The sequence below is a fragment of the Diaminobutyricimonas aerilata genome (assembly GCF_002797715.1).
In the GTDB taxonomy this organism is placed as follows: Bacteria; Actinomycetota; Actinomycetes; order Actinomycetales; family Microbacteriaceae; genus Diaminobutyricimonas; species Diaminobutyricimonas aerilata.
Genome location: NZ_PGFF01000001.1, coordinates 790,463 through 808,105 on the forward strand (window position 1 = coordinate 790,463; position 17,643 = coordinate 808,105).

15 protein-coding genes are annotated in these 17,643 nt (G+C 71.4%); 9 read left to right on the plus strand and 6 right to left on the minus strand.

The annotated features are described in order from the left end of the window. Window positions 1–142: 142 nt before the first annotated feature. The gene (locus CLV46_RS03855; protein ID WP_100363556.1) at window positions 143–1,105 is read left to right on the plus strand and encodes a glycosyltransferase family 2 protein; all 963 of its coding nucleotides are present in this window, start codon (window positions 143–145) and stop codon (window positions 1,103–1,105) included. Here CLV46_RS03855 and CLV46_RS03860 read toward each other — a convergent pair. The 4 genes from CLV46_RS03860 to CLV46_RS03875 form a co-directional block, all read right to left on the minus strand. Beyond that, entirely contained in the window at window positions 1,091–2,404 is a 1,314-nt protein-coding gene (locus tag CLV46_RS03860) for an O-antigen ligase family protein (protein ID WP_100363557.1), read from the minus strand. The genes CLV46_RS03855 and CLV46_RS03860 overlap by 15 nt on opposite strands. A 21-nt stretch (window positions 2,405–2,425) precedes the next feature. Further along, entirely contained in the window at window positions 2,426–3,718 is a 1,293-nt protein-coding gene (locus CLV46_RS03865) for an O-antigen ligase family protein (protein ID WP_100363558.1), read from the minus strand. Next, on the minus strand, window positions 3,715–5,703 hold the full coding sequence (locus tag CLV46_RS03870; RefSeq protein ID WP_100363559.1) for an acyltransferase family protein: 1,989 nt from the start codon (window positions 5,701–5,703) through the stop codon (window positions 3,715–3,717). The genes CLV46_RS03865 and CLV46_RS03870 overlap by 4 nt, the downstream gene beginning before the upstream one ends. Before the next feature lie 111 nt (window positions 5,704–5,814). After that, window positions 5,815–6,993 carry an acyl-CoA dehydrogenase family protein gene (locus CLV46_RS03875; protein ID WP_100363560.1) on the minus strand — a complete coding sequence of 393 codons (1,179 nt, stop codon included), beginning with the start codon at window positions 6,991–6,993 and terminating at the stop codon, window positions 5,815–5,817. A gap of 109 nt (window positions 6,994–7,102) precedes the next feature. Here CLV46_RS03875 and manA point away from each other — a divergent pair, with 109 nt between their 5' ends. Continuing rightward, on the plus strand, window positions 7,103–8,218 hold the full coding sequence (gene manA / locus CLV46_RS03880; RefSeq protein ID WP_100363561.1) for a mannose-6-phosphate isomerase, class I: 1,116 nt from the start codon (window positions 7,103–7,105) through the stop codon (window positions 8,216–8,218). 55 nt (window positions 8,219–8,273) lie between these two features. On the opposite strand, the gene CLV46_RS03885 is transcribed toward manA, so the two are convergent. After that, entirely contained in the window at window positions 8,274–9,227 is a 954-nt protein-coding gene (locus CLV46_RS03885; RefSeq protein WP_100365879.1) for a GlxA family transcriptional regulator, read from the minus strand. 82 nt (window positions 9,228–9,309) lie between these two features. On the opposite strand from CLV46_RS03885, the gene CLV46_RS16625 reads away from it, so the two are divergent. The 5 genes from CLV46_RS16625 (at window position 9,310) to CLV46_RS03905 (ending at window position 15,378) form a co-directional block, all read left to right on the plus strand. After that, window positions 9,310–9,450, plus strand: a complete 141-nt coding sequence (locus CLV46_RS16625; protein ID WP_157802211.1) for a hypothetical protein — start codon at window positions 9,310–9,312, stop codon at window positions 9,448–9,450. A 10-nt stretch (window positions 9,451–9,460) separates the two neighbouring features. Continuing rightward, window positions 9,461–10,423, plus strand: a complete 963-nt coding sequence (galE, locus tag CLV46_RS03890) for a UDP-glucose 4-epimerase GalE (RefSeq protein ID WP_100363562.1) — start codon at window positions 9,461–9,463, stop codon at window positions 10,421–10,423. 140 nt (window positions 10,424–10,563) lie between these two features. Beyond that, window positions 10,564–10,881, plus strand: a complete 318-nt coding sequence (locus CLV46_RS03895) for a WhiB family transcriptional regulator (RefSeq protein WP_100363563.1) — start codon at window positions 10,564–10,566, stop codon at window positions 10,879–10,881. An 83-nt stretch (window positions 10,882–10,964) separates the two neighbouring features. After that, the gene (locus tag CLV46_RS03900; protein ID WP_100363564.1) at window positions 10,965–13,778 is read left to right on the plus strand and encodes a glycosyltransferase family 2 protein; all 2,814 of its coding nucleotides are present in this window, start codon (window positions 10,965–10,967) and stop codon (window positions 13,776–13,778) included. Beyond that, window positions 13,771–15,378 carry a DUF5719 family protein gene (locus tag CLV46_RS03905; protein ID WP_157802212.1) on the plus strand — a complete coding sequence of 536 codons (1,608 nt, stop codon included), beginning with the start codon at window positions 13,771–13,773 and terminating at the stop codon, window positions 15,376–15,378. Before CLV46_RS03900 ends, CLV46_RS03905 begins: the two co-directional genes overlap by 8 nt. Before the next feature lie 37 nt (window positions 15,379–15,415). On the opposite strand, the gene CLV46_RS03910 is transcribed toward CLV46_RS03905, so the two are convergent. Then, window positions 15,416–15,853, minus strand: coding sequence for a metallopeptidase family protein (locus CLV46_RS03910; RefSeq protein WP_100363566.1), 438 nt, complete (start codon window positions 15,851–15,853; stop codon window positions 15,416–15,418). Between the two features lie 43 nt (window positions 15,854–15,896). Here CLV46_RS03910 and CLV46_RS03915 point away from each other — a divergent pair, with 43 nt between their 5' ends. Together CLV46_RS03915 and CLV46_RS03920 are read left to right on the plus strand one after the other, a co-directional pair. Next, a complete protein-coding gene (locus tag CLV46_RS03915; RefSeq protein WP_100363567.1) occupies window positions 15,897–16,106 on the plus strand; it encodes a DUF3499 family protein in 210 nt (69 codons plus the stop codon). Beyond that, a complete protein-coding gene (locus tag CLV46_RS03920; protein WP_100363568.1) occupies window positions 16,103–17,506 on the plus strand; it encodes a phosphomannomutase/phosphoglucomutase in 1,404 nt (467 codons plus the stop codon). The genes CLV46_RS03915 and CLV46_RS03920 overlap by 4 nt, the downstream gene beginning before the upstream one ends. The last annotated feature ends 137 nt before the right edge of the window (window positions 17,507–17,643 follow it).

Sequence of the window (17,643 nt, forward strand, 5' to 3'; positions counted from 1 at the left end):
CGGGGGTTCTCGCCGAACCGGTCGCGATGCGCGTCGAAGAAGAACGCGGAAAGAGGGGCGGTCGCTCGCCATCGCCGAAGTCGCGATCCGCAGCTCCCGCGCCATCGACGTCATCTCAGCGGGTCGCCCGCCAGGTACGCCGATGACCCGCGTCTCCGTCGCTCTCGCGACCTTCAACGGTGCGCGTTACCTCGAGGAGCAGCTGTCGAGCATCCTGGTCCAGACCCGGCTGCCCGACGAGATCGTGGTGAGCGACGACGGGTCGACGGACGAGACGCACGAGCTCGTCGAGCGGATACGGGACGAACATCCCGAAGTGGAGTGGGTGATCGAATCCGGGGGAGGCCTCGGCGTCGTCCGCAATTTCGACCGCGCCGTGCGCGGGACCACGGGGGACGTCATCGTGCTGTCCGACCAGGACGACCGCTGGCACGACGTCCGGATCGAGCGCGCGCTCGCCGAGCTCGAACGGACGGGGGCGCTCCTGCACCACTCCGACGCGCGCCTCGTCGACGCGACAGGAACCGACCTCGGGGCGACGCTCTTCGAACGTCTCGAGATCGCCGACCGCACGTTCGGCGAGATCGAGCAGGGTGACGCGTTCGGCGTGTACCTGCGCCGCAATCTGGCCACGGGTGCGGCGACCGCGTTCCGACGGGAGCTGCTGGATGACGCGCTCCCGTTCCCGGAGGCCTGGGTGCACGACGAGTGGCTCGCCATCCTTGCTGCCGCACGTGGCCGGATCGCCATCGACAGGGCGCAGCTCATCGACTACCGCCAGCACGGCGCGAACCAGATCGGTGTGCGCCGGCCGACGCTCGCGCGAAAGGTCCGCCGGGTGTTCGAGCACCAGGGCGGGCGCAACGAGGACCTCGCGGTGCGGGCGCGCGTGTTGTTCGACCGGCTCGTGGAGGTGGGGACGCCGCAGCGGCTGACGGAGGCGGTCGCGCAGAAGGCGGCGATCGAGCAACGCCGCGCCGACCTGCCGCGCGGGCGCGTCAAGCGGCTCCCGGGTGTGGTGCACCTGTTGCGCACCGGCGCCTACGAGCGTTACGCGAGCCAGGGACGCAAGGACGCGCTGCGCGACCTGCTATCGCGGCGCTGAGGAGAACGGTGCGGCAGGCAGGGGCGTCAGCGCCTTGCGCCAGCTCAGGTTCTGGGACGCCTTCACGGCGCAGACGACGAACGTCAGCCAGCCGAACTCGACGAGCAGGTAGCTCTCGGCGAGGCCGACGGTGAGCAGCACGACGAGCACGAGCGCCGGCCAGGAGTAGATGACGCTGCGCCGGCGACCGGCCAGCAGCCACGAGCGCACGAACGCGAGGCCCACGAGACCGAGCAGCAGCGCGAGTCCGACGATGCCCGCCTGCAGCCACACGTCCACGTAGGCGCTCGCCGCGGAATGGCTGCGCTGACCGTCGACCGGGCCGATCGCGAAGTAGGGCGCGATGTTGCGGCGCCACTTGCCGAGCCAGCCCCAGCCCTCGAGCGGGTTGATCTGCAGGAAGGGCACGATCTCGCGCCACACGCCGAGGCGGTAGCGGAGTTCCGCGGACGCCGCGAAGGCGTCGACGAGGCGGCCGCGGGCGAGCCAGGCGAGGCCTGCGAGGCCCGCGGCGAGCACGAGGACCACGAACTGCAGCGCCGTGCGGGCCTCGGGCCGGGCGCGGCGCAGCCCGTAGAGCGCCGCCGCGGCGATGACGAGGATGACGAGCGTGCCGTAGGCGACGGGGGAGCGGGCGACGACGATGACGACTGCCGCGCCGATGAGCGACCAGATCCCCACCTCGCGTCGAACCGAGCGGGTGCGCAGCTCGGTGGCGAACGTGATGAGCGCGATCAGCGCGACCATCCCGAGCAGGTTGCGCGAGCCGAAGACGCCCTGGATCGGGCCGCCGGACGCCAGGTCTCCCTGCACGTCGATGATGTCGAACGAGGTGTCGAGCAGGAGACCGAAGACCACCTCGACGACGAGCGACGCGGCGAGGGCGACGCGCAGTACGTCGCCGAACGCGCGGACGATCTGGATCGTGTCGCGCGCGAGGGCGAGGTAGAGCCCGAGCACCGTGAACGCGAGCAGGTACGCGATCCCGCCGAAGGTCGCCCACTGGTACTCACTCCAGAAGATCGACGACACGATCCACGCGATATAGGCCAGCAGGCTGATGGGCAGCAGGCCGTGCCACTCGATGGCACGGCGGTCGAGGATGAGAGCGACGGCGGCGATGACGACGAGGGACGACAGGATCGCGATGAGGCCCGCCCATCCGATCATCCGGTGCAGTAGGAACGACCCCGCGGCGGTGGCGACGATGGTGAGCGAGAGAGCGCTCGCGAACCGCGGTGAGGCGACGAAGACGTGCACGGCGTGCAGTACGCGGTGGCGCGGTTCCGGGTCGCTCATGGCCCTCCCAACGTACGGTACCTACGCGGCCGTGCGCCGCCGATCCGCTTTGAGTCGCACGGCGAGGGTCACGAGCAGTACCCAGCCGAGCTCGGTCAGCAGCCGGCTCTCGGCGAACGACTGGACGAGCAGCGCGGTGAGCAGCAGGACGGGCAGCACCGATTCGGTCGTGAACCGGCCCGCGGCTCCGGACGCCAGTCGCGGGCGGTGGGCCGCCTGCCACCACGCGCGTACGAATGCGCTCAGGGCGAGCGTGGCGAAGAGCACGGCCCCGATCACGCCGACCTGGAACCAGAGGTCGAGCCACGCGTTGTGCGCCTGCAGGTAGGTCACGCCGCGGATGACCACGAGGTCGTCGAACGGCTCGACCCACGGCACCCAGTAGCTCACCCAGCCCCATCCGCCGACCGGCCGCTGCACGGCGAGGTCGGTCACGGCGGACCAGATGTCGAGCCGGTTCGTCAGGTCGCTGCTGCGGCCCAGGAGTCGCAGGAGCGCCTCCCGGCCGGCGATCGCGCCGACGATCCCGCCGACCGCGAGCACCGCGGTCACCGCGTACGCCGTGAGGCGCGCGCGATCGTCGAGTCGCCGCACCAGCAGGAGCAGAGCGAGGGCGAGGACCACCACGACGGCGGCCACGATGACCGTCGACGAGCGGGTGAGGGCGAGCACGGCGACGGCGACCACGATCCAGGTGATGCCCGCCCGACGGCGCACGGCCCCGCTCACGAGCCGGATCGAGAACACGATCAGCGCCAGCAGGGCGAGCATCGACAGGAGGTTCGCGTTGCCGACGATGCCCTGGATACGGCCGCCGTCGAGCAGGAGGGCGCGCGACCAGTAGAACGATCGCGGCAGGTCCGGCTGCTCCGGATCGAACGCGGGGAAGAAGGGGAGCACCGGCGCGCGGACGATGACCGCCGCGATCGCCTCGAACACGAGCGACAGTCCGAGCACCCATCTCAGCGCGAAGTCGAGTGCGCGGACGAACGCCGCCCAGTCGAGGCAGAACGCGAGATAGAACGCCCCGACCGTCGCGACCGCGGTGGTGCCGAGGGCGAGCGCGGTGGCGCCCGGGTAGAAGGACCAGATCAGCGACAGCCCGGCGAAGCCGAGGAAGAGCCACAGCGTGACGGGGACGCCGCGCCAGGTCGGTCGCTCGCGGACGAGTTCCACGGCGGCGAGGCCGAGCAGCACGAGGCACACCGTCGCCCATCCGGCCCAGCTGATCGAGTTGCGCCAGAAGTCGCCGGCCGAGACGGTGAAGAGGATGAGCGTCGCCAGCACTCCGCGATAGCCGGCCCGGTCGATCATCCCCCCAGGCTAGCGGCGGCGAGTACCGGACCGAGCTGGTCGTCGAGGGCGTCGGCCAGCGAGCGGCTGAACGTCGCCGTGACATGGTGGTCATCCGAGTAGACGAGCGTCGACCCGATGACGGCGGGGCACGTGCTCTCGTTGCAGAACCGGTCCGTCAGGTCGATCCGCGCGAGATCGCCGGCCGAGGCGAGTGCCTGTTCCGCGGCGGCGATCGGGGCGTTGAGCACTTCATCCCTGCTCTCCGCGCAGCGGTCGGCTGCGCTGAGGTTGGCCGACAGGCAGTACCTCGGCGGTGCCGTGAGCTGCGGGGTGTCGGTGACGACCGCCACCCGGGCGGACGGCAACCGCTCGATCGACGACGAGAGCGCCTCCTGCCAGCGCTCCTGCAGGATGCGCGGGTTGCGCTCGGGCATGGGCGGCAGGTGGTTGGCGAGCAGGATGAGGGCGGGCTGCTCGGCGACGAGTTCGGCGAGCGCGGCCTCGCGCCACTGCGTACAGCTCGGGTTCTTCGTCGAGCTCCACGCGACCTCGCTGTCGACGCTGCGGCACCCGGATTTCACGAGCGTGATCAACCGCACGCCGTGCCGGTCGACGACCTCGTGCAGTGCGGGGAACCATCGACCGGCGTGCGAGTCGCCGAACAGCGCCACGGTGGTCGCGGCATCCGGGTCGCCGTACTCGCACACGACGAGTTCGGGCTCGTTCTTCTGCTGCTGGCAGCCGTCGAGCTGCAGGTCTCCGACGTCGCGGGCCGCGCGGTCCAGAGTGGGGGCGAGGTTCGACGGCACGAAGGTCGTGCCGTCGGGGAGCTCCTCGCCGGCGGTGTCCGCGGCGACGCGGTCGGTGGCGAGCCGGGGGTCGGCGGATGCGGCGGCGGCGCCCGTGGCCGAACCGGCGAGCAGCAGCGTGGTCGCGAGCGCGGCGAGCAGGGTGCGGCGTCGCGGTGTCGGCACACCCCGCCGAACCCGGAACGGTCTCTCGACGGTACGGTGCAGCACGCCCGCGAGCGGCACGGCCAGCACTCCGAGTGCGATGGTCACCGCGAGCGGGAGGGGTGTCTGCAGCCCGACGGCCTCTTGCGTCAACCGCAGCAGCGGCCAGTGCACGAGGTAGAGCGAGAACGAGACGGCGCCGATCCATTGCACGGGGCGCAGCCCGAGCACCACGCGCGGCCCGCCGGGGGCGTCCCCGGCGAGTGCCGCGCACGTCGCCGCAACAGGCGCGAGCGCCGCCCATCCGGGATAGGCCGTCTCGGGGGAGAGCAGCACGGCGGTCGCGACGATGCCGCCCGCGCCGAGCCAGCCGAGGACGGCCGTGCCCGCGCTCGCGGGCAACGCGGGGAACAGGGCGAGCAGCGCTCCGGCGGCGAACTCCCACGCGCGGGTGTGCGGCAGGAAGAACGCCAGTGACGGGTCGACGGGAGTCGTCGCGACCGACGCGGCGAAGGAGGCGAGCGCCACGGCCCCGACCCCGGCGATGAGCACGATCCGGCGCCGGGCGAGCGCGAGCAGGATGAGCAGGAGCGGCCACACGAGGTAGAACTGCTCCTCGACGCCGAGCGACCAGTAGTGCTGGAACGGCGACGGGATGCTCTCGGCGAGGTAGTCGACGCCCTCGGCCCCGAAGCGCAGGTTCGGCACGAACAGCACCGTCGCGAGGGCGTCGAGCAGGGTCGTCTCGCGCCGGAGGGGCGCCACGAGGAACAGGCATCCGATCGTCGTCAGGGCGGCCACCACGAGCGCGGCCGGAAGAATCCGGCGGATGCGGCGCACGTAGAAGTCGGTCAGCCGGACGCGTCCGCGTGCGTTCAGCTCGTCGACGAGCTGCCCGGTGATGAGATAGCCCGACAACACGAAGAACACGTCGACCCCGATGAACCCACCTTCGAGGCCGGGGACGCCGACGTGGGCGAGCACGACGAGGGCGACCGCGACGGCGCGCAGTCCCTGGATGTCGGTGCGGAACCCGGTGGCGGAACCCATGGTCCATCGACGCTACGCCTCACGGGTGAACCGCGGGCGAACACGTCCGTTCCCTGAGCCTGTCGAAGGGAACCGGATGGGCGGCTCGCTTCGACAGACTCAGCGGCCGGCTCAGACGAACGCGGCCTTGCCCGTGATCGCCCGACCGACGATGAGGGTGTTCATCTCCCGCGTGCCCTCGTACGAGTACATCGCCTCGGCGTCAGCGAAGAAGCGCGCGACGTCGTAGTCGAGCACGATGCCGTTCCCACCCATCGACTCGCGCGCCCACGCGACGGTCTCGCGCATCCGGCTCGTCGTGTACGCCTTCGCGAGCGACGCGTGCTCGTCGCGCTGGATGCCTTCGTCGAGCATCTGGCTCACGCGCACGACCATGCCGATCGACGCGGTGATGTTGCCGATGCTCTTCACGAGCAGGTCCTGCACGAGCTGGTGGCTCGCGATCTCCTTGCCGAACTGGATGCGCTCGCCCGCGTACTTGAGGGCCGCCTCGTAGGCGCCGATCGAGTTGCCGACCGCCGCCCAGGCGACCTCCGCGCGGGTGAGGCGCAGCACGGCCGCCGTCTCGCGGAAGGAGTGCACCTGCTGCAGGCGGTTGGCCTCGGGCACGCGCACGTTCTCGAGGGTGATATCGGCGTTCTGCACGATTCTGAGGCTCTGCTTGTTCTCGATCTTGGTCGCCGAGTATCCGGGGGTGTCGGTCGGCACGATGAATCCCTTGACCTGACCGTCCTCGGCGCTCTTGGCCCAGATGATCGTGATGTCGCTGAAGGTCGCGTTGCCGATCCACCGCTTCGAGCCGTTGAGTATCCAGTCGTCGCCGTCGCGCGTGGCGACGGTGCGCAGGCCCTGCGCCGAGTCGGACCCCGACAGCGGCTCGGTGAGGCCGAACGCGCCGATGAGTTCACCCGAAGCGAGCCGCGGCAGCCACTCGGCGCGTTGAGCGGGGTTGCCGCCGACGCCGATCGCCCCCATGACGAGACCGTTCTGCACACCGACGAAGGTCGCAACGCTCGCGTCGACGCGGGCGAGTTCGAGGGCGATCCACCCGCGGAACACGGCCGAGTTCTCGAACGGGCGCGTCTCCTCCCACGGCAGCCCGAACAGTCCGAACTCCGCCAGGCGCGGGATGATCTCCCGCGGGAACTCGCCGCGTGCCCAGTAGTCGTTGACGATCGGCCGCACCTCGGTCTCGAGGTAGTGGCGCAGTTCGGTGAGTACGGCCTTCTCGCGGTCGGCGAGCAGGTTCTCGTAGCCGTAGAAGTCGCTGGGGATCGGGGAGAAGGTCATACTCGTCGCTCCATTGCTTGTGGGAAACCTCCATGAGGCTAGGCCCGCCCGACCCGGCCCTCCAGCGCGTTGGTACTTTGATCCAAGCCATCGGGAGGAACGACGACGGATGTTTGTAGCGATCACCAATACCCCGCGCGACTACGCCTGGGGATCGACGACCGCCATCCCGGAACTGCTCGGCACCGAGCACACCGGTGAGCCGCAGGCCGAGCTCTGGCTCGGCACGCACCCGGGTTCTCCCGCGCGCCTCGTCGAGGCGGCCGGGGACCTGCGGGAGGTCGTGCCGGACGGCCTGCCGTTCCTGCTGAAGGTGCTCGCCGCCGCGTCGCCGCTCTCCCTGCAGGCGCATCCGACGCTCGACCAGGCGCGCGAGGGCTTCGATCGCGAGAACGCCGCCGGCGTGCCGCTCGACGCGCCGCACCGCAACTACAAGGACCCGCTGCACAAGCCGGAACTCATCGTCGCCGTGAGCGACATCTTCGACGCGCTGTGCGGATTCCGTCCGGTCGCCGAGACGCGGGCCTCCCTCGACCGGCTCGGCGACTCCGTCGCGATCGACACGCTCCGCGATCGGCTCGCGGGGGACGCGGCCCTCCGTCCGGTGTTCGAGTGGCTCATCACGCGCGGCGAGGGCGTCGACGCCGTAGTGCAGGCCGTCGTGGACGCATCCGCCGACCTCGACGGACTCGAGTTCGAGACCGTGCGCCGCCTCGCCGACGCCTACCCGGGAGATCCGGGCATCGTGATCTCGCTGCTGCTGCACAGCGTGCGGCTCACGAAGGGCGAGGCCCTCTACCTGCCGGCCGGCAACATCCACGCCTACCTCGACGGTCTCGGCATCGAACTCATGGCCGCGTCCGACAACGTGCTGCGCGGCGGACTCACCCCCAAGTACATCGACGTGCCCGAGCTGCTGTCGGTGCTCGACTTCACCCCGCTGCCGGTGCCCTACCTGCGTCCGGAGACCACAAATGACGGGCTGCGCGTGTTTCGGCCTGACGTGCCCGACTTCGTGCTCGTCGAGTACGACGGTCCGTTCGAGGCGACGTGGAAGCTCACCGGTCCGGCGATCGCGCTGTGCACGTCCGGTGAGGTGTCACTCGTCGGCGCCACGTCGTCCACGCAGCTCTCACGATCGCACTCGGTGTACCTCTCGGCCGACGAGGACACGGTGCGGTTCTCCGGCGACGGGACGGTGTTCCTCGCCTCCACCGCGCTCTGACGGTACGACACCTGTTCCGCGGTGGTTCCCTTCGACAGGCTCAGGGAACGGTGGGTCAGCCGACGGCGCGCGCTCCGAAGGTGCGGCGGTAGGCGGTCGGCGTGGTCTGCAGCACCTTGAGGAAGTGGTGCCGCATGACCGCGGCGGTGCCGAAACCTGTCTCCTGCGCAATCGACTCGAGGCCGTTGTCGGTCTGCTCGAGCAGCTGCTGCGCGCGGAGCAGTCGCTGACGGTTGAGCCACGCCGCGGGCGTCGTGCCCGTGTCGGCGCGGAAGCGGCGCGCGAAGGTGCGGGTCGACATGAGCGCCTTACGGGCGAGCTGGTCGATCGTGAGGTCCTGGTCGAGGTGCTCGAGCATCCACTCCATCACCGGGGCGAGTGAGTCGGTACTGCTTTCGACGACGGCCGACTGGATGTACTGGGACTGCCCGCCCTGCCGCTGCGGAGGCACGACCATCCGGCGCGCGATCGCGTTCGTCGCGCCGGCGCCGAGCTCCCGGCGCACGATGTGCAGCGCGGCGTCGACACCGGCGGCCGTGCCGGCGCTCGTGACGATGCGGCCGTCCTCGACGAAGAGCACGTCGGGGTCGACCTCGATGTTCGGATACATGCGACTCAAGCGGTCGGTGTGCATCCAGTGCGTCGTCGCCCGGCGACCGTCGAGCACCCCGGCCTGTGCGAGCGTGAAGGCGCCGCTGCACACGCTGAGCACCCACGCCCCACGGTCGACGGCGTCGCGGATGACCTCGAGGTAGCGCTCGTCGACGTCACGGATGGCGTGGGCGGGCACCGCAATCAGGTCGGCGCCGGCGGCGTGCTCGAGGCCCTTCTGCACGAACAGGTCGACACCCATGCTCGTCGGCACGGGACCGGGATCCGCCGTGACGATGTCGAACTGGAAGCTCGGCCCGCCCGTGTCGCGGCGGTCCACGCCGAACACCTCGCAGACGACGCCGAACTCGAAGGGGGCGACGCCGGGGATGGCGAGCAGGGCGGCGGTCTTCAGCACGGTCACTCCTTGGCAGGAAATCGTCGGACATCGTCCAGTCTGCCACTCGTGGCCGGATCTCACCATTCCTAGAGTCACTGCCATGACCACTCTCCTGCTCGTCCTGCTGCTGCTGGCGTCGGTCGCCGTCGCCGCCACCGTCGTCTCGGTCGCCCGAGACGGCTACCACCGCGTGCCGGTGCGCGCCGGCCTCCCACATCCGGATCGCGTCGATCGGCGCTAGCGTTGGAGCCATGACCTGGCTCGTGACCGGCGGCGCCGGCTACATCGGTGCGCACGTGGTGCGCGCCCTCCTCGACGCCGAGCTCCGCGCGGTGGTGATCGACGACCTCTCGAGCGGACACGAGCGCTTCGTGCCCGACGACGTGCCCTTCGTGCGCGGGTCGATCCTCGACGGCGGGCTCCTGCTCGACGTGCTCGACGAGCACCGCATCACCGGCGTCATCCACGTCGCCGGCTTCAAGTACGCCGGCGTCTCGGTGCAGCGCCCGCTGCACACCTACGAGCAGAACGTCACCGGCACCGCGGTGCTGCTCGGCGCGATGCAGGAACGCGGCGTCGACCGGATGGTGTTCTCCTCGAGCGCGGCCGTCTACGGCACACCGGATGTGGACCTCGTCACCGAGGACACCCCGAAGAGCCCGGAGTCGCCGTACGGCGAGTCGAAGCTCATCGGCGAGTGGCTCCTGCGCGACCAGGAGGTCGCGTCCGGGCTGAGGCACACCTCCCTGCGGTACTTCAACGTCGTGGGTTCGGGCGACCCGTCCGTCTACGACACGAGTCCCCACAACCTCTTCCCCCTCGTCTTCGAGGCACTCGTCGCCGGGCGCACGCCGCGGATCAACGGTGACGACTACCCGACCCCCGACGGCACCGCGGTGCGGGACTACCTGCACGTCGCCGACCTCGCGATCTCCCACGTGGCCGCGGCGCGGCGACTGGATGCGGGAGAGAGCGTCGAGCGCGCCTACAACCTCGGCGGCGGCGAGGGCATCTCGGTCGGGCAGATCATGTCGACCGTGCGCGAGGTGACCGGCATCGAGTTCGAGCCCGACATCGGCCCGCGCCGCGCCGGGGACCCTGCGCGGATCGTCGCGAGCGGCGAACTCGCGGCGCGTGATCTCGAGTGGCGGATGCGGCACTCGTTGCGCGAGATGGTCGAAAGCGCGTGGGTCGCGCGTACCGCGGCACATTAACGACACGCCCGGCGTGCCGCAACCCTCAATACGGGGTGCAGGGTTCTAGGATCGCGGACTTGACTCACGGGTAATCACAACGGTGTAATTACTGCAGCGCCCCAGCCGTTCCGGGGGCGTAACGGGAGGGGAGGGCAGCCATGAGCCTGGTCGAACGACGTGGCGTTCCCGACGACTGGTTCGTCGATCCCGTCAAGCTCGGCGTGCCCGGCGTCCGCCGCCGCACCGACGAGGACGAGGATCCGCTCTCCTGGCAGGCCGACTCGCTGTGCGCGCAGACGGACCCCGAGGCCTTCTTCCCGGAGAAGGGCGGCTCGACCCGCGACGCCAAGCGCATCTGCGCCTCGTGCGAGGTCAAGGCGCAGTGCCTCGAGTACGCGCTCAAGAACGACGAGCGCTTCGGGATCTGGGGCGGGCTCTCGGAGCGCGAGCGCCGCAAGCTCCGCAAGCGCGCCTGAGCCCCGCTCAGCCTTCGGGCGATTGCGCGACTTGCCCCCGTCGTTGACGGGCCGGGTCGTTGCGCACGCATAGTCTCGACGGGATGCAGCCGAGAGTCACAGCGATCCTCGTCGCCCGCAACGGGGACGAGTACCTCGATCGCACCCTCGCCGCGATCCGCGCCCAGACCCGCCGACCGGATCGACTCGTCGGCGTCGAGGCGGGCGGATCCGATGCGACCCTGCGCCGGCTCGAGTCCACCGACGCGGTGGTGTCGGTCGGGCGGAAGCCGGTGGGGGAGGCGATCTCGCTCGCGCTCCGCTCCGACGACGCCCGCGGCGACGACGAGTGGTTGTGGCTGCTGACCCACGACAACGCGCCGACACCGACGACGCTCGCGGCCCTGCTCGGCACGGTCGAGGTGTCGCCGAGCGTCGCCGTCGCCGGCCCGAAGGTGATGCGCGCCGACGATCCCGACATCATCGCCCGCTACGGCGAGGCGGTCACGACCTACGGCGCCTCGCTCACCCTCGTCGAGAACGAGCTCGACCAGGGGCAGCACGACCGGTTGAGCGACGTTCTTGCCGTCGCGGCCGACGGGATGCTCGTGCGTCGCTCCGTGTGGGACGCGCTCGGCGGCTTCGACCCCGGCCTGCCCGCGGTCGACGCGGCACTCGACTTCTGCATCCGGGCCCGCCTCGCCGGACACCGCGTCGTCGGCGTGCCCGGCGCCCGCGTGCAGAGCGCGGGCGGTCCCGAACTCTTCGGCCGCACCTCCGTCTCGCCGAGTACTCACGACCGGCTCGTGCGCACGGCGCACCTCCACCGGCGACTCGTGTACGCCCCGGTGTGGGCGCTGCCGCTGCTCTGGCTCGCCCTCGTGCCCCTCGCCGTCGTCCGATCCCTCGGGCTCCTGCTGGCGAAACGCCCCGGCTCCGTGCCCGGGGAGCTCGGCAGCGCTTTCGCGGTCGCCTTCGGCGGCACCGGTGTGCTCGCCGCCCGTCGCACGCTGCGTCGCGGACGTCGAATGGGGTGGGGTGCGATCGCACCGCTGCGCATCCCCGCCGCCGAGGCGCGCGAGATCCGTGCGGCACGCCGCGACGCGTCGCGGGCCCGCGGCGAGAACGAGGTGTCGCTCACACCCCGCCCCGAGTTCTTCTCCTCCGGCGGTGCCTGGATCGTGCTCCTCGCGCTCCTGATCGGCGTGATCGTGTTCTCCCCACTGCTCGGAGCCGAGGCCGTCGCGGGTGGGGCGCTGCTGCCGCTGGCCGACTCCGTCGGGCAGCTGTGGTCGAACATCGGCGTCGGCTGGCGTGACCTCGGCCTCGGGTTCGAGGGCGCGGCGGATCCGTTCGCCACCGTGCTCGCCGTGCTCGGCACGCTCAGCCCGTGGCAGCCCTCCACCGTGGTGGTGGTGCTGTACTTCGTGTCCCTGGGTCTCGCGGCGCTCGGGGCGTGGTTCGCCGCCGCGCGGTTCAGTCGGCGCGGATGGGGGCCCGCGGTCGCGGCGCTGCTGTGGGCGTTCGCGCCGCCGCTGCTCGCCTCGCTCGAAAGCGGCCACCTCGGAGCGGTCATCGCGCACCTGCTGCTCCCGTGGCTCGTGCTGCTCGTCGTCGACGGGGCGCGCTCCTGGGCCTCCGCGGCGGGGGCCGGTCTCGTGTTCGCGCTCGTCGTGGTCTCCGCGCCGGTGCTGACCCCCGCGCTCCTGATCGCCTGGATCGCCTGGCTGGTGGCGCGACCCCGCGCCATCCATCGGCTCATCGCCCTGCCCCTCCCGGCGCTCGCCCTCGCGGCGCCGCTCGTGCTCGACCAGCTCGCCCGCGGCACGCCGCTCGCCCTGCTCGCCGACCCGGGCCGGCCCTTCGCCGAACCCGTGCCGCCGGCCTGGCAGCTCGCACTCGGGGCGCCCGAACTCGGCCTGCATGGGTGGACACGCGTGCTCGGCGCACTCGGCCTCCCGGATGGCGCCGCCGCGGTCCTCGTCGCCGCACTGCTGCTCGCCCTCGCCGCCCTCGCCCTGCTCGGCGTGTTCCTGCCCGGCACATCTCGCAGCATCCCCGCCCTCGCGCTCGCGGCGCTCGGCTTCGTCACCGCGGTCGCGAGCACCCGCCTCGAGCTCGCCCACTACGCCGATCATCCGGTGACCGTATGGGCCGGCTCCGGCGTGAGCCTCTACTGGCTCGGCCTCGTCGGTGCCGCCGTCTTCGCCATCGGTGCCCTCGGCCGCTCCGTCGCCGGCCCGGCCCTCGTCACGGCCCTCCTGACGCCCCTCGTCGCCATCCCGCTGCTCGCCGCGCTCCTCACCGGCGTCGCGACGGTGCACGCCGACGAGGGCTCGACGCTCCCCGCCTTCGTCATCGCCGAGGCGGAGGCCGACCCCGGAGTCGGCACCCTCGTGCTGACCGCGGAGTCGCCCGAGGCCATCTCGGCCGTCGTGCAGCGTGGACAGGGCGAGACCCTCGACGACCAGTCGACCCTCGCCGCCACCTCCACGCGAGCGAGCGACGACGAGCGGGAACTCGCCCGGCTCGCCGGCAACCTCGTGAGCGAGGCGGAGTTCGACGCCTCCACCGACTTCGCCACGTGGGGACTCGACTTCGTGCTGCTCGAGACCGACGGTGACCCGCGCCGCACGCAGAGCATGGAGGAGGCGCTCGACGCCAACCCCCAGTTCACCCCGGTCGGACAGACCACCGGCGGGCTGTTGTGGCGCTTCGCCGACGACACGGGTCTTCCGGATCGCGGACCCGGCAACACGGACACCGCCTACGGCGTGACCGTGCTCGTCGTGCAGGGCGTCATCATCGGGGCGACGCTCCTGCTCGCCGTGCCCACGCAGCGCCGCCGGCGAGTCCGCCGTTCCGAGGGGACGATCGACGATCCCGCCACGACCTTCGATGAGGATGACGGTGCCTGAGGAACCTCGCAACCAGGATGACGAGCGCCGCGCGCAGGCGTCGGCGTCCGACGAGCACGTCGGCGCGCCCGACTCGCACCCCGAGCGCGTGAGCGACGAGCGAACGACCGAGGCGTCGGTGGCCGGCGGCTCCGCGGACTTCGTCGCCGATGACACCCCTGAGACGCCGGTCGAGGTGCCGGTCCGGCGTCCCGTCGATCGTCGTGGCCTCGCCCTCGTCGGCGCCCGCGCGCTCACGGGCGTCGTCGCCGTCGCGGCCGCCGCCGGCCTCATCGCCGGGGCCTCCCTGCTGCCGCTGCCGAGCCTCCGCACCACCCCGCCGTCGGTCGCCGTGGTCCCCGACGCCACCGAGGAGCGTCTCGCCTGCCCCGGCCCGCTCGTCGAACTGACCGACGCGGGCGATGAGGGTGCCGCGGTGCGCGCCTTCGGCAGCGCCGATCCGATCGCCGATGCGACCGGCGACCTCGAGCAGACCGGGCTCATGGCGGACGACATCTCCGGTGCCGCACCGGTCGCGCTCACCGCGCAGCCGAGCGAGGACGAACCCGGGCTGCCCTCCCTCGTCGCCGGGGCGCAGTCTCAGAGCGCGGCGACCGCCGACGTGCGCGGGTTCGCGGCGACGGCGTGCGGTGTGCCGAGCGGCGACTCGTGGCTCGTGGGCGGCGCGACGACCACCGGTCGCACGACGTTCATCGGCCTCACGAATCCCACCGCGGTCGCGGCGAACGTCACGCTCACCCTCTACGGAGAGCAGGGCCCGGTCACCGCCCCGGGTACGGCCGGCATCAGCGTGCCGGCCGGTGGACAGATCGTGCTTCCCCTCGCCGGTTTCGCGCCCGACCTGGTCTCTCCTGTCGTGCACGTGCAGAGCCGCGGCGGGCAGGTCGTCGCCACGCTCCAGCAGACGATCGTGCGCGGGCTCGAAGCCGGCGGCGTCGATCTCGTCGGCGCTACAGCGGCCCCTGCCGCCTCTCTCACCGTCCCGGGCGTCGCCGTCACCGGGTCCGCCGCGCTCGCCGGGCGGATCGGCGAGGCCGGCTTCGAAGATCTGCAGACCGTGTTGCGGCTGTTCGTCGCCGACGACGCCGATGTCACCGCGAGGGTGAGCGTCGTGCCCGACGACGGCTCGACGACCGGTGCGTCGTTCGACCTGCCGCTGGAGGCCGGTCGGGTCACCGACCTGCCGCTCGACAACCTCACCGACGGCTCGTACACGGTGCACGTCGAGGCGGACGCCCCGATCGTCGGCGCCGTGCGCCTCTCGCAGGTCGGTGCCACCGGCGCGGTCGATGTCGGGTGGCTTCCGGCGGCACCGCCGCTCAGCGACGACGCGCTCGTGACGATCGCGCGCGGCGGTTCTCCGACCCTCTACCTCGCCAACCGCACCGACGACGCGGTCACGGCGGAGGTCTCCGGCCAGGCCGTCGAGGTGCCGGCCGGTTCGTCGGCGCGCGTGCCCGTCGCCGCCGGGTCGACGGTGCCCCTCGCGGGCGTGGAGGGGTTGTACGCCGCCGTGACGATCACGGGTGACGGGGCGATCGCCTCCTACCCCGTGCTGCCCCGCTCCGCGTCGGCCGACCCGGTGCGCGTCTACCCGTAAGCCGCCCGCCCCTCCGTGCCCGCGACGTACCGTCGCGTCAGAAGTGTCGGAACCGCTCGGGGGCGAGGTCCCACGGATCCTTGCCGAGCAGCTCGGCGACGGCGCGGAACGTGCAGCTCTCGATGTACGACCGGCGGTGCCAGTCGTCGTTCTTGTGCAAGCGCGCGAACCGCTCGATCGGCAGCCGGTACAGGATGACGCGACGTTCCCGCGGCACCGTCGACCAGCGCTGCACGCTCGAACGGCCGGTGGGGGAGACGGCGGGCATCGCGGCGACGTCGATGTGCACGTTCGCCATCTCATCCGGCCACTCATCCCGCAGGTACTCGATCGCCTGGGCGATCGCGGACTCGAAGAGGTCAAGACGCGTACGCAGTGGAGGCAGGTGGGGCCCGGTGACCGACGAGCGGATGCCGCGACCGTGACGATCGCGGGATGCCGCCCGGGTCGCGGCGCGACGAGCGGCTCGGGGCATGTCGCCATCCTAGGCCGCGCGTCGAGCGGATAGTCTGACTCCGATGAGTTCCCGGCCGTGCAGCAAAGTGGCGTGCACCAACGACGCCGTGAACACCCTCACCTACGACTACGCGGACTCGATGGCCGTGCTGGGGCCCCTCGCTCCCTCGGCCGAACCGCACAGTTACGATCTGTGCGAGAAGCACTCGCAGCGGCTGTCGCCCCCGCAGGGCTGGCACGTCGTCCGTCACGTCGTCGTAGGGGAAGTATGAGCATCGATCTCGCACCATTCGTGAAGAGCTACGACGTGCGGGGTCTCGTCGGGTCGCAGCTGACGAGCGAGGTGGTCGAGGCTCTCTCAGCGGCATTCGTCGACGAACTGGGCGCCGCCGGAACGGACGTCGTCGTCGGTCACGACATGCGCGACTCGAGCCCCGAGTTCGCGTCGGCGTTCTCGCGGGGCGCCCGCGCCCGCGGTGCGAACGTCGTCTCCATCGGGCTGTGCTCGACGGACGAGACGTACTTCGCGAGCGGCACCTTCCAGGCTCCCGCCGCGATGTTCACCGCATCCCACAACCCGGCGACCTACAACGGCATCAAGTTCAGCAGGGCCGGTGCCCAGGGCATCAGCTTCGACACGGGGCTCAAGGCCATCCGCGACCGCGCGCAGGCGTACCTCGACGGCGGGCTCGACCGCGTGGAGCAGGAGGGTACGCACCGCGAGGTCGACGTGCTCGCCGATTACGCCGCGTACCTGCGGTCGCTCGTCGACCTCTCGGGCATCCGGCCGATCAGAGTCGTCGTGGATGCGGGCAACGGCATGGGCGGCATGACGGTGCCCGCCGTGCTCGGCGAGGCGGCCGGTCTGCCGGCGCTGCCGATCGAGATCGTGCCGATGTACTTCGAGCTCGACGGCACGTTCCCGAACCACGAGGCGAACCCCCTCGAGCCGAAGAACATCGTCGACCTGCAGAAGGCCGTCATCGAGCACGGCGCCGACCTCGGGCTCGCCTTCGACGGCGACGCCGACCGCTGCTTCGTCGTGGACGAGAAGGGTGCCGCGGTCACCCCGAGCGCGGTCGCGGCGATCGTCGCACTGCGCGAGATCACCCGCGTGCAGGCGCAGAACCCGGACGAACACATCCGCGTCATCCACAACCTCATCACCTCGCTCGCGGTGCCCGAGACGATCGAGCGCGCCGGTGCGGAGCCGCTGCGCACGCGCGTCGGCCATTCGTTCATCAAGGACGAGATGAAGGCGAGCGGCGCCATCTTCGGCGGGGAGCACTCCGCGCACTACTACTTCCGCGACTTCTGGGGTGCGGACAACGGCATGCTCGCCGCGATGCACCTGCTCGCGGAGTTCGGATCGCAGTCCGAGCCGCTCTCGAGCCTCGCCGACCGCTTCTCGCCCTACCCGATGAGCGGCGAGATCAACTCGACCGTCGAGGACATCCCGGCCGCGTACGCCCGCATCGTCGACGCGTTCGCGCACGAGGAGATGGACGAGCTCGACGGTCTCACCGTGCGCGGCGAGCAGGACGGCGTCTTCTGGTGGTTCAACGTGCGTCCCAGCAACACGGAGCCGTTGTTGCGCCTCAACGCCGAAGCCGCGACCCGCGAGGTCATGGAGTCGGTGCGCGACCGCGTGCTCGCGCTCATCCGCGCCTGACCCGCCGCCTCCGCCGTTCCCGCGCCGGGCGCGGGTCGGTTTCCCGTCAGTAGGCGCCCCTTCGGCGGCGCTTGAAGGGCGTCTACTGACGGGAAACCGCTCGACGCGGACCGGCATCCGCCGGTGCCCCGGGCGCG